The 12,631-nt window shown below is 36.2% G+C and carries 12 protein-coding genes; 1 reads left to right on the top strand and 11 read right to left on the bottom strand.

From position 1 onward, the window contains the following. Window positions 1-242 precede the first annotated feature (242 nt). From DN408_RS02075 to DN408_RS02110, 8 genes are all read right to left on the bottom strand, one after another. Window positions 243-1,271 carry a glyceraldehyde-3-phosphate dehydrogenase gene (locus tag DN408_RS02075; protein ID WP_002129350.1) on the bottom strand — a complete coding sequence of 343 codons (1,029 nt, stop codon included), beginning with the start codon at window positions 1,269-1,271 and terminating at the stop codon, window positions 243-245. Window positions 1,272-1,380: 109 nt separating this feature from the next. Beyond that, window positions 1,381-1,983, bottom strand: a complete 603-nt coding sequence (gene coaE, locus DN408_RS02080) for a dephospho-CoA kinase (protein ID WP_078177711.1) — start codon at window positions 1,981-1,983, stop codon at window positions 1,381-1,383. 53 nt (window positions 1,984-2,036) lie between these two features. Then, on the bottom strand, window positions 2,037-2,669 hold the full coding sequence (gene ytaF, locus DN408_RS02085; RefSeq protein WP_002129352.1) for a sporulation membrane protein YtaF: 633 nt from the start codon (window positions 2,667-2,669) through the stop codon (window positions 2,037-2,039). A gap of 72 nt (window positions 2,670-2,741) precedes the next feature. After that, complete coding sequence (gene mutM, locus DN408_RS02090; protein WP_002015480.1) at window positions 2,742-3,572, bottom strand: DNA-formamidopyrimidine glycosylase; 831 nt, start codon at window positions 3,570-3,572, stop codon at window positions 2,742-2,744. Window positions 3,573-3,584: 12 nt separating this feature from the next. Then, window positions 3,585-6,218, bottom strand: a complete 2,634-nt coding sequence (gene polA, locus DN408_RS02095; protein ID WP_002164995.1) for a DNA polymerase I — start codon at window positions 6,216-6,218, stop codon at window positions 3,585-3,587. Window positions 6,219-6,502: 284 nt separating this feature from the next. After that, the gene (phoR, locus tag DN408_RS02100; RefSeq protein ID WP_002167588.1) at window positions 6,503-8,266 is read right to left on the bottom strand and encodes a sensory box histidine kinase PhoR; all 1,764 of its coding nucleotides are present in this window, start codon (window positions 8,264-8,266) and stop codon (window positions 6,503-6,505) included. Then, complete coding sequence (phoP, locus tag DN408_RS02105; protein ID WP_002129355.1) at window positions 8,259-8,978, bottom strand: two-component system response regulator PhoP; 720 nt, start codon at window positions 8,976-8,978, stop codon at window positions 8,259-8,261. The genes phoR and phoP overlap by 8 nt, the downstream gene beginning before the upstream one ends. Window positions 8,979-9,142: 164 nt before the next feature. Next, the gene (locus tag DN408_RS02110; protein WP_002129357.1) at window positions 9,143-9,379 is read right to left on the bottom strand and encodes a hypothetical protein; all 237 of its coding nucleotides are present in this window, start codon (window positions 9,377-9,379) and stop codon (window positions 9,143-9,145) included. 91 nt (window positions 9,380-9,470) lie between these two features. On the opposite strand from DN408_RS02110, the gene DN408_RS31840 reads away from it, so the two are divergent. Beyond that, window positions 9,471-9,602: a hypothetical protein gene (locus tag DN408_RS31840; RefSeq protein ID WP_002015487.1), complete on the top strand. Its 132-nt coding sequence runs from the start codon at window positions 9,471-9,473 to the stop codon at window positions 9,600-9,602. Window positions 9,603-9,656: 54 nt separating this feature from the next. On the opposite strand, the gene DN408_RS02115 is transcribed toward DN408_RS31840, so the two are convergent. The 3 genes from DN408_RS02115 to icd form a co-directional block, all read right to left on the bottom strand. Further along, window positions 9,657-10,130 (bottom strand): MaoC/PaaZ C-terminal domain-containing protein, encoded by a 474-nt coding sequence (locus DN408_RS02115; RefSeq protein ID WP_002015489.1) that lies wholly within the window; start codon window positions 10,128-10,130, stop codon window positions 9,657-9,659. 216 nt (window positions 10,131-10,346) lie between these two features. Continuing rightward, window positions 10,347-11,285 carry a malate dehydrogenase gene (gene mdh / locus DN408_RS02120; RefSeq protein WP_002131240.1) on the bottom strand — a complete coding sequence of 313 codons (939 nt, stop codon included), beginning with the start codon at window positions 11,283-11,285 and terminating at the stop codon, window positions 10,347-10,349. A 19-nt stretch (window positions 11,286-11,304) separates the two neighbouring features. Then, window positions 11,305-12,597 carry an NADP-dependent isocitrate dehydrogenase gene (gene icd / locus DN408_RS02125; RefSeq protein WP_002088934.1) on the bottom strand — a complete coding sequence of 431 codons (1,293 nt, stop codon included), beginning with the start codon at window positions 12,595-12,597 and terminating at the stop codon, window positions 11,305-11,307. Window positions 12,598-12,631 lie beyond the last annotated feature (34 nt).

Here is a 12,631-nt window from a genome sequence, read left to right on the forward strand (position 1 = left end):
AGCTCTTAAGTTTACGAGTGTTAGTATACTTTGTTTATTTTCATTTTGCAACAACAGTTTTTTCGATTTTCTGTCATATTTTCCTCTTTACTTTTCCCTAAAAAAAATTAATGATTCACGAATACAGTAATCCCAACGTTTCGTGGTATGTCCACTATTTAAAAATATACTTATATAATTTTTTTCCTTTTCAGAAAAAAATAAAAAAGAGGGCAAATTTTCACTTGCCCTCTCTCGTTCACTTAAATATGTTGCACATTTTTTTGTTTCGCTAATTCATCAACAACTAACGTTACAAGATCTACAACACGACGAGAGTAGCCCCACTCGTTATCATACCAAGCAAGTACTTTCACTTTACGATCACCCATTACCATTGTAGACAAACCATCAATAATAGCTGAGTGTGTATTTGTATTAAAATCGATAGACACTAAAGGCTCTTCGCTGAATTCTACAATTCCTTTTAATGCACCGTTTGCAACAGTTTTGAATGCTTCATTAATATCTTCAACTGTTACATCACGTTTTACGTCTACTACTAAATCAACAAGAGACACGTTTGGTGTTGGTACACGAAGTGCCATACCATGAAGTTTTCCGTTTAAGTGTGGAAGAACTTTTGCTAGCGCTTTTGCAGCACCCGTCGTTGTTGGAATGATGGACTGTCCGCAAGCACGCGCTCTTCTTAAATCTTTATGTGGGTTATCAATATTTTTTTGGTCATTTGTATAAGCGTGAACAGTTGTCATTAAACCGTTTTCAATTCCGAACTGCTCATCTAACACCTTTACAACAGGCGCTAAACAGTTTGTTGTACAAGATGCATTTGAAATAACAGTATGCTTTGTGATATCTAATTGGTCTTCGTTCACACCAACTACGATTGTTACATCTTCATTTTTACCAGGTGCTGTTAAAATAACTTTTTTCGCTCCAGCTTCAACATGAAGAATTGCTTTTTCTTTAGAGTTAAATTTACCAGTTGCTTCAATTACAACTTCAACACCTAGATCTTTCCAAGGCAACTCCTTTGGATCGCGGTTGTTTAAAAGGCGAATCATTTTCCCATCAACTAGTAAGTGATCTTCAAATGCTTCCACTGTTCCGTCAAACTTTCCATGAACTGTATCATATTTAATTAAATGCGCTAACGTTTCTGATGGATAGCTTGCATTTATTGCTACAATTTTGAATGCGCTTTCTTTTATTGCTTGACGAAATACCATTCTCCCGATACGTCCAAATCCATTAATTGCCACACGAGTCATAATATGTTATCCCCCTTGAATGCGTTATACTATTTATCTCCAATCCCAATAATAGTATAACACAAAAAAGAGATATGTCACTAAGCATTTTCATTAATTTCACAATTTTTTAATCAATAATGTTCCATTCTTTCAAAATAGAAGCTAATTGTGTTTTCGTTCCAGTAATTGTGCCATCATTATAAATTACCTCATCTGCCTTCTTTACTTTTTCTTCTAATGGCATTTGAGATTGAATACGAGCCGTTGCTTCTTCTTCTGAAAAGTTATTTCGTTTCATTAAACGTTCCAATTGCGTATTCGGTGTGACTGCTACAACTAAAACACGATCAACGAGATTTGTTAATTTACTTTCAAACAAAAGAGGGATATCTAACACAACCGCTTGCATACTTTCTTTTATGTACATCTCCTTTTGTGCATTCATTTCTTCACGCACCGCAGGATGAACAATTTCGTTTAACTGCAATCGTTTTTCTTCATTATAAAAAACGACACTCCCAAGCTTTGGTCGATCAAGCTCTCCATCTTTTTGTAACACTTCCGTTCCGAACACCTCTACAATTTTGTTATATGCCGATTTTCCTCGTTCTACAACTTCTCGCGCAATAATATCTGCATCAATAACCGGTATACTCATTTCACGAAACATTTCTGATACCGTACTTTTTCCGCTTGCAATGCCTCCTGTTAATCCAATTACTACTGTCATAATAATCCTCCTCACAATATTAAAGGCGCGAAACTAATGTTCCACGCCCATACTTACATTTTCCAAATTCCAATAATAATGAGTAATACCCCAGGCAGGAATGTAAATTTTTGTAACCATTTCATATTTGATAAAATCGTACCGAGCTTCATTCCAATAAATAAAAATAAAGAACTCATAACCGCGACTAATACCGCCATCATCGCGGGTGCATAACCTAATAAAGATGCACCAATTCCAGCACCAAACGAATCTATAGAAAGAGCGATACCGAGAAGTAGCGCTTCTCCTGCAGAGATAGTTCCTGATTTATCAAAATCTGCAACAGTCGGCTTCCGCAAAATTTGAATCACTAACCCTAGCGAAGCAATTTCTAGTTTCCAAACCTTTTCCTCTTGCTTCGGTTCTTCTTTTTTATCACTTCGAAAAAATTGATATAATACCCAAATACCTATTCCAATAAGAACAAATCCGCCGATACGCGTTGCGATAACAGGTGAAAATATTTTCGCGATCATATGTCCAATTCCCATGGAAACGAGCATTACAGCTGCTGAACAGATCCCGATAATTATAATTGATCTTAGTGGAATTCTTACGCTCCTTAACCCGTATGTTAGCCCTACACTACAGCTATCTAAGCTTAATGTAAAAGCTAATAAAATAAGAGATAAATAAAGGTACATCGGTAAGCTCCTCCCTTATACATAGCTCTGCTCTATGTATATGACAAATGCCTATCCGATGTTATCCCTTTTCTATATTCTAGGTTGGCAAATTGGGCAGTAATGTGTTCCCCTTCCGCCAACAACTGTTTTTTCTAATAGCGTACCGCAAGTCACACACGGTTCTCCTTTTTTCCCATATACATTTAGAAGTTCCTGGAACGAACCAATTTGTCCTTGTGAATTAATATACGTTCTAATTGTACTTCCGCCTCGCTTAACAGCTTCGCCCAGCGTTGTAACAATCGCCTCGTAAATTCTTTCTATTTCTTCTTCTGTTAAAGATGCAGCTTCTCGTTCTGGGTGAATTTGAGAACGGAATAACACTTCATCTACATATATATTTCCAAGCCCTACTAAAAGACGCTGATCTAATAATACGACTTTTATTTTACGATTTGTTTTTTGCAATCTTTCTTGTAAATACTGCGGTGTCAATTCAGCATCAAATGGCTCCGGGCCTAAGTCAGCAAGAGGCATTTGATTCAACTCTTCACCTTTCTTAAAGAGATGCATCGTACCAAACTTTCTCACATCTTTATAATGTAATTCAGTTCCATCTGTAAATAAGAAACGGACGTGCGTATGTTTATCAATCGGCTCATCCTCTTGATGAAGTAAAAACTTACCTTCCATGCGCAAATGTGAAACAATTACATAGTTCGTTACATACAAAAGCAAAAACTTACCTCTTCGCTTTATATTTTCAATTGTCTCGCCTCTTAGCATTTCTTTAAAAATTTCTGCATCATCCGGTCGTTTTACTATTTTGGGATAAGTAATAACGACATCTTCAATCGTTTTTCCTGTTACAAGATTTTCAAGCGTCCGTCTAACGTTTTCAACCTCTGGTAATTCCGGCATTTCATCACGTCCTTATTTCGCATCGTACCAAGTTGGACCGTAAGAATAATCAACTTTCAATGGAACGGCTAGTTCAATTGCATGCTCCATTACTTCAGGTACAAGCTTCTCTAATTTTTCAATTTCTTCTTTTGGTGCTTCAAATATCAATTCATCGTGTACTTGCAGAAGAAGACGCGCTTGTAATCCTTCTTCTTCTAGACGATCTGCCATAATAATCATCGCTTTTTTAATAATATCAGCCGCACTACCTTGAATTGGTGTATTCATAGCTGTACGCTCAGCAAAGCTACGTAAATTGAAATTACGACTCGTAATTTCCGGAATATAACGGCGACGATTTAATAATGTAACCACATATCCTTTTTGTTTCGCATCTTTTACGATTTCATCCATGTATTCTTGTACACCAGGGAAACTTTCTAAATACTTTTCAATAAATTCCGCTGCTGCTTTTCTTGTAATTCCTAAGTTTTGCGAAAGACCATAATCACTAATACCATACACAATTCCGAAGTTAACAGCTTTTGCTTGTCGTCTCATGTTAGATGTTACTTCGTCTTTCCCAACACCAAATACATCCATAGCTGTTTTCGTATGAATATCCATGTCATGTTGGAACGCTTCAACTAACCCTGGATCATTTGCAATGTGAGCAAGCACACGAAGTTCGATTTGTGAATAATCAGCCGCGTACATGATCCATCCTTCTTCTGATGGAACGAATGCCTGACGAATCTTTCTTCCTTCTTCTAAGCGAATCGGGATATTTTGTAAGTTCGGATCTGTTGAACTTAATCGACCTGTTTGCGTTAACACTTGATTAAAACGAGTATGGATTTTAGATGAATCTTCATGTACGACTTTCAATAAACCTTCAATGTAAGTTGAATTTAGCTTTCCTAATTGACGGTAATGTAAAATATTTGGAATAATTTCATGACGATCCATAAGTTTATCTAATACATCCGCCGACGTAGAATAACCTGTTTTCGTCTTTTTAATAACTGGTAAGTTTAAATTCTCAAACAGAATAACCCCAAGTTGCTTCGGTGAATTAATATTAAATTCTGTTCCCGCAAGCTTATAAATTTCCTGTTCCATTTCCTTTAATCTACCTGCAAGTTCTTCTCCCATATTACGAAGACGCTCCGTATCAACTTTTACACCTTTCACTTCCATATCAGCTAATACACGTGCAAGTGGTAATTCTAATTCCGTAAATAATTCATATTGCTCGTTCTTTTTTAATTCTTCTAAAAACGTTTGCTTTACATCATATAATACATGCACTTTACGAGCTACATGCTCCGCTACTACCTCTAGCTCCGGAACAGCACGCTTCGCACCTTTCCCGTAAACTTCTTCGTCAGATTTTACGGCATGCGTTTCTTTCATTTTCGCTACAGTACGGAAATCTTTATCTGTATCGGCTGGATCAAGTAAATAAGCGGCAATTAATAAATCAAAGTCAATCCCTTGAATATCTACACCTTTCCACTTGAGAGCAACGATAGCACGCTTCGCATCAAATGTATGTTTTCTCATTTCTCCATTTGCAAGCCACTCTTTAAAAGCATCCGATTTAAGAGCAACATCGGCTGGAATGAAGTAACAACCATTTTCATTTTGAATACCAAAACCTTGAATATCGGCTTTATGATAATTATCTTCTTGCACTTCAACAATAAGCGCACTATCTTGCTGAAGCATTTCTTCTGTAACTTCTTCTACAATATCAAATGTAATATCATCTAATTCGGCTGGAGCCGTTTCCTCCGGCGTAACACCTAACTTATTTAAAAGGGATGTAAATCCTAAATTCTCGAACATTGGAATCAAATCGCTTGGTTCATACCCTTTATATTCCATATCATCTACATGCACAGTAATCGGTGCGTCTGTAATAATAGTCGCAAGTTCTTTACTCATAAGAGCTTGTTCTTTATTCGCTTCTAACTTTTCTTTTAATTTCTTTCCACTCACTTGATCTAAGTTTTCATATACTGCTTCTACTGTTTCAAATTGCGTTAATAATTTAATGGCTGTCTTCTCACCAACACCTGGTACACCTGGAATGTTATCCGATTGGTCTCCCATTAAACCTTTCATATCGATAATTTGCTTTGGTGATAAGCTATATTTCTCAAATAAAGCTTCTTTCGTATATTCATCTACTTCCGTAATCCCTTTGCGAGGAATACATACGAGTGTATTATCTGAAACAAGTTGCAGTAAATCTTTATCTCCTGAAATAACTTTAACATGAAACCCTTGCTCACTCGCTTCTTTCGCTAACGTTCCCATAATGTCATCCGCTTCATAATTTTCCAGCTCATAACGCGGTACATTGAATGCATCAAGCACCTCACGAATAAACGGGAATTGCTCTGATAACTCAGGTGGAGTCTTTTGACGCCCTCCCTTGTAATCACTATACGTTTTATGACGGAATGTTGTTTTCCCCGCATCAAACGCCACAAGCATATGCGTCGGTTTTTCTTCCTCTAGTATCCTCATTAACATCATTGTAAAACCATAAATTGCGTTCGTATGTATACCTTTGTCGTTATTTAAAAGCGGTAGTGCAAAGAAAGCACGATACGCGATATTATTACCATCTACTAATACGACTTTTTTTTCCAAACTACAAACCTCCCCATACATATTTGAAACGATTTTTCCCACAGAAAAAAACCGTTCCTGTCCTCTCTCTATATTAACATGACTAATAGAGAGAAGAAAAATAACGGTTTTTTTCTATCATATATAAACAGACTTACATTGGCATAAAGGGAAGTGACGAGAATAGCATAACTACTCTCGTCCAAAATTACTCCTTGGATGAAGGGGTTTTCATATATTATATTAACAGAGCTTTATTAATATTTAATTAAGCCATTGTTAATATATTGTAAATATCCTTCATCCTATTTTTCAGTAGCTGATTTTGGTAAAACAACTGTAAATGTTGTTCCTTCCCCAACCTCACTATCCACTGTAATCGTACCTTGATGCGCTTCAACTAAATGTTTTACAATTGATAAACCAAGACCCGTTCCACCCGTATTTCTACTTCTTGCTTTATCCACTCGGTAAAAGCGTTCAAAAATACGTGGGATTTCCTCTTTACTAATACCAATTCCAGTATCAGATACTTTTATATAAGCATTATATTTATCTTCTGCCAATTCAACAGAAACAACGCCTCCAGCCGGTGTGTATACAATCGCGTTATTAATTAAATTAATAAAGATTTGTTTCAAGCGACCTGGATCCCCAATGACAGAGACACGTTTTAATGCATTCACTTGTAAAGAGATTTCTTTTTCTCCCGCTTTATTATCAAGCACCATATGAATATCTTCAAGAAGTTCCTTCATATCAACGGTCCCCATATTTAGTTTAAACCCTTGTTGCTCGATCTTTGACAAGTCTAATAAATCTTCAATTAATCCTTGCATGCGTTCACTTTCTTTTAAAATAATATGTAAGAAATGTTCGCAGAATTTTTTATTATCCATAGCCCCATCCAAGAGCGTTTCTGAAAAACCTTTAATAGAAGTAATTGGCGTCTTTAGTTCATGAGAAACATTCGCTAAAAAGTCTTTTCTCATTTGTTCTAATTTCTTTAACTCTGTTATGTCATGGAACACAAGAACAATACCTTTCCATTCATGGTTCGTCCCAATAATTGGCGCTCCATATACTTCGAAATGCTTTCGCTCAATTCCAAGCGGCAATAACATTTGTTTACGCACTTTCACTTCTGTCATAAAGATTTCTTCCACAAGCTCAATAATTTCTGTATGATGAAACGATTCATAATATAAGCGATCTAAATATTCTTCATCTGTTACGTGGAAAGTTTCCTTATAAGAACGGTTTACAAGGTTTATATAACCGCGGCTATCAATTAAAATCATTCCACTTCCCATATTTTCAATTAACGTATGCAGACGATCCTGTTGCATTTCCTGCTCAAGAGTCATCTCTTGTAAATTACGAGCTAAAATATTAATCGCTTTACTCAGCATCCCTGTTTCATCCGAATGACTTTCATAAGCGCGTGCTTTATAATTTCCCTTCGCTAATTCAATGGCAACTTTCGTAACCGATTCAATCGGCCTAATATATTGCCCCGTAATTTTCATACCTAAAAATACGACTACGAGACAAGCGATAACAAATCCTATAATTAATAATCCCCACGTTTTTTGATGTACGTCTTTCAATGGCTCAATTGTACTTTTCACCAAAATATATCCTTGTTTTCCTGCTAGATCTTGAACGAACACCGCATGATAAAATTCATTCTTTTGATCTGTTTCTTGCGTAATCACTTTACTTCGTTGTTTTGCTGCTTCAGAAGAAAGTTCTTTAATCATCTCTTGATTAAATGCAGATGGTTGCCCTCCGCTATATTGAACTTTCTTTTTTTCATCAACAAATATAATAGAAGCTGGTATTTTTTCTTCTAACTTTTCAAATACATAAGGCTTTTTTAAAACAGCATCAAACCCTTGCTCTTCTGCTAATACCGCAACATACTGTGTCTCTTTTATCATTCTCTCTTTAGCATGATCTATATAGTAGTTTTCAAATACAGTTTCTAATAATACACCTAGTCCAACTAAAATAAAAACGATAAGAGAAACAAATGTAAAAAGAAGCCTGGAACGAAACTTATTCATCCACTTTTGGCTCCTCTAATTTATAACCTAAACCACGTATCGTTTTAATGTACGTCGGTTTTTTCGTATTTTGTTCAATTTTATCGCGCAAATGGCTAATATGGACATCAACAATTCTTGTATCACCGGCAAAATCATAATTCCATACAGCACTTAATAATTGGTCACGAGTTAATACACGACTTTTATTTTTCGCAAGATAAACAAGTAACTCAAATTCTTTCGGTGTTAATTCCAGTTTCCTTCCTTGGAAGTACGCTTCATAAAACTCCGGTAAAATTTTAAGCTCTCCAATTTTGATGCTCTCTTCATCTGGCGATTCTGAAACTTGTTCTTCCTGCTGTAATTTCGTACGGCGCAAAATCGCCTTCACACGAGCAACAACTTCCCTTGGACTAAATGGCTTCGTCATATAATCATCAGCCCCAAGCTCAAGACCTAGCACCTTATCAAATTCATCATCTTTTGCTGTTAACATTAAAATCGGCGTCATAATACGCTGCAATCGTAATTCTTTACAAACTTCCATACCATCCATTTTTGGAAGCATTAAATCTAATATAATTAAATCTGGGCGTTCTGTAGTCGCTTTTTGAAGCGCCATTTCTCCATCCATTGCTGTAATAACTTCAAACCCAGCTTGTTGTAAATTAAATTCAATTAAAGTTAAGATAAATTCCTCATCATCAACTACTAAAATACGATTGTTCATTCTTTTCCTCCAAGTTATAGACTTGAAACCTTCTTCATCCTAGTATTTTCCCCGTTATTCTCATCATACTAGAAAACAAGGTCTCCCTCAATATAATTGTCTATTCATGGAGCTCGTTTGTACTAGAGTTTCGGAAAATAAAAGCAATCGTAACTTCATTCCCTCTATCCGGTCGCTATCCAAACTTTATAGATGAATCTATCTTTTTTAAACTCTTCTTCCGTATGAACTATAAACTCTCGATTTTGCGCTAGGAAAAACGAAAGAGCATACGCTATTTTATAATCTGGTGTTTCATATCCATCAAATACTTTCCCGTACATTTCATTTGCGATTGAATCGGCCCATACTTCAGCTTCTCTTATCGTTTCAAAGATAACGTCTTCTCTTTTCCACTTCATCTAAAAAAACCTCCCCCTTAATTGACTTCAATTACCAATAATCATATTATTAATTTAAATATATAAATAAATTCGATAAAAGGGGGCTATTATGCGAATATTACTACCTATTTTAACTTTAGTAGTAACATGTTTCCTTACTTTTAACGTACCTAGCTGGGATACGATTAAAACAGGTTGTTCAGAATTTGCTGAAGGGTTCAAAGAAGGATTTTTCAACTAAAATAGCGCTAGCCCCTTATAAAAGGTATGCTAGCGCTATTCATATTTTCATATTTTAAAAATTATCTAATGCTTTTTCCATAATGGAAACAGATTTAAAAGGTGGTGTTACTGTTAATGAACCTTTTACAACAGTTTCTCCTTTTTCATCATGAGCAAATACAAGCATATCAATTGTATGTTCCTCCTCTGAAACAGCCACAACTTCAAAGTGGATTTGTAACGTTTCATAATGGTGAACATGTTTCACGAACGTAAGGTCCTTCCTAGTAATATGACTACCTGGACCTGGTAAATATTTCGTAACCGCCGTTGTAATCAGTCCCGTTAGCATAATGCTTGGGACAATCGGCTTTTCATACGGAGTTTGGGATGCGTAATCATGCTGAATATATAATGGATTGGCATCATTCGTTAACCCTAAGTACAATAACAAATCTTTATCCTCAATTTTTTCAGTGATAGATAATTTCTCTCCTACTGTAATTTCATCCATCCTACGACCAATTTGAACTTTTTTCTTTAACATGTTACAACCCCCTCCGATTTTTTCACCTTATTATCCTACTAAAAGCGATACCTTATCCGAAATTTACTGTGATGAGGGCAATGTATAGTATAAGTCTATAGTTTCATTATAGGATACACCAAATGATAGCGTTTTCATATTATTTCAAAAAAACATTTCAATATATAGTAGAAAAAGATTCGGGGCCCCGAATCTTTTTCCACTTATATTTAATTATTAAACAAGAACTTTCATAACGTTACGTACAGATTCTACAGAGCGATCTAACGCTTCTTTCTCATCTGCAAGAAGTTCTAATTCAATAATTTTTTCAATTCCGTTACCACCTAGAATTACTGGTACCCCTAAGTAAAGGTCACTATAACCATATTCACCTTCAAGGTACGCAATAGCTGGTAATACACGGCGTTGATCTTTCAAGATCGCTTCTGTCATTTCAACTAAAGAAGCTGCTGGTGCGTAATATGCACTACCGTTTCCTAATAAGCCTACAATCTCACCGCCACCTTTACGTGTACGTTCTACGATTGCTTCTAAACGCTCTTTTGGAATTAATGTTTCTAACGGAATGCCACCTGCATAGGAATAGCGTACAAGAGGTACCATATCGTCACCATGTCCACCAAGAACAAATCCTGTAATGTCTTTCACAGAAAGGTTTAACTCTTGTGAAATAAATGTACGGAAACGAGCTGTATCTAATACACCCGATTGACCGATAACACGCTCTTTCGGGAATCCTGCTTCTTTAAATACAGAATATGTCATTGCATCAACTGGATTTGTTAATACAAGAATAATCGCATTTGGTGAATGTTTCGCAATGTCGCGCGTAATACTTTTCATAATTTTAGAGTTTGTTGCTACTAAGTCATCACGGCTCATACCAGGCTTACGCGCAATACCTGCTGTAATAACGACAACGTCAGAATCAGCAGTATCTGCGTAATCAGATGTACCAATAATGTTAGCATCAAAACCTTGTACTGGGCTCGCTTCTAACATATCTAACGCTTTCCCTTTTGTTGGATTTTCCAGCTGTGGAATGTCCACTAATACAACATCTGCAAGTTCTTTTTGTCCTAATAAGAATGCTGTTGTTGCTCCTGTAAATCCTGCACCGATGACTGAAACTTTCTTGCGTTTGATTGTCATAATTTACCCCCCGCTTTAATTATGCGTTTTTGATTATCGCTACATCCATGTTTTTAATAAGTTCATTAGCGAACTCAGAACATTTCACTTCTGTTGCACCTTCCATTAAGCGTGCGAAATCATAAGTTACTACTTTTGATTCAATTGTTTTCTCAACTGAATCAGTTACTAAATTCGCAGCTTCGTTCCATCCTAAGTGCTCTAATAATAATACACCAGAAAGAAGAACTGAAGATGGGTTTACTTTATCTAAACCTGCATATTTTGGAGCTGTACCATGTGTAGCTTCAAAGATAGCATGTCCAGTCACATAGTTAATGTTTGCACCAGGTGCAATACCAATTCCACCTACTTGTGCAGCAAGTGCATCAGAGATGTAGTCTCCGTTTAAGTTCATTGTTGCAACAACATCAAACTCACGTGGACGAGTTAAAATTTGTTGTAAGAAGATGTCTGCAATAGAATCTTTTACGATGATTTTCCCAGCCACTTCTGCGTCTGCCATCGCTTTATTCGCTGCATCTTTTCCATCTTTTTCAACAATGCGATCATATTCAGCCCAAGTAAATACTTTGTCGCCGAATTCTTGTTCAGCTACTTCGTAACCCCAGTTTTTGAAAGCACCTTCTGTAAATTTCATAATGTTTCCTTTATGAACTAATGTAACAGAAGAGCGTTTTTCGTTAATTGCATATTGAATTGCAGCGCGAACAAGACGCTTTGTCCCTTCCTCTGAAATTGGTTTAATACCAATCCCTGATGTTTCTGGGAAGCGGATTTTATTAACACCCATTGCTTCTTTTAAGAAAGCAAGAACTTTTTCTGCTTCTGGAGAACCTTGTGCATATTCAATTCCAGCGTAAATGTCTTCTGTATTTTCACGGAAAATAACCATATCAGTATCTTCCGGACGTTTTACAGGTGAAGGAACACCTTCAAAGTAACGAACTGGACGTAGACATACATATAAATCTAATTCTTGACGAAGCGCAACGTTTAGAGAACGAATACCACCACCAACTGGAGTTGTAAGTGGACCTTTAATTGCGATTAAATATTCACGAATTAAATTTAAAGTCTCTTCTGGTAACCACTCGCCTGTTTGGTTGAATGCTTTTTCCCCTGCAAGCACTTCTTTCCAAACGATTTTCTTCTCACCATCATAAGCTTTTTCAACTGCTGCTTCTATTACGCGAGATGCTGCAGCCCAAATATCAGGACCAATTCCATCTCCTTCGATAAATGGAATAATCGGATTGTTTGGTACATTCATAACACCATTAGTTACAGTAATTTTTTCACCTGTCGTCAATGTGATAACCCCCATGTTTGAAATTTCATATGTA

The organism is Bacillus sp. AR13-1, assembly GCF_008042285.1.
GTDB classification, from domain to species: Bacteria; Bacillota; Bacilli; order Bacillales; family Bacillaceae_G; genus Bacillus_A; species Bacillus_A mycoides.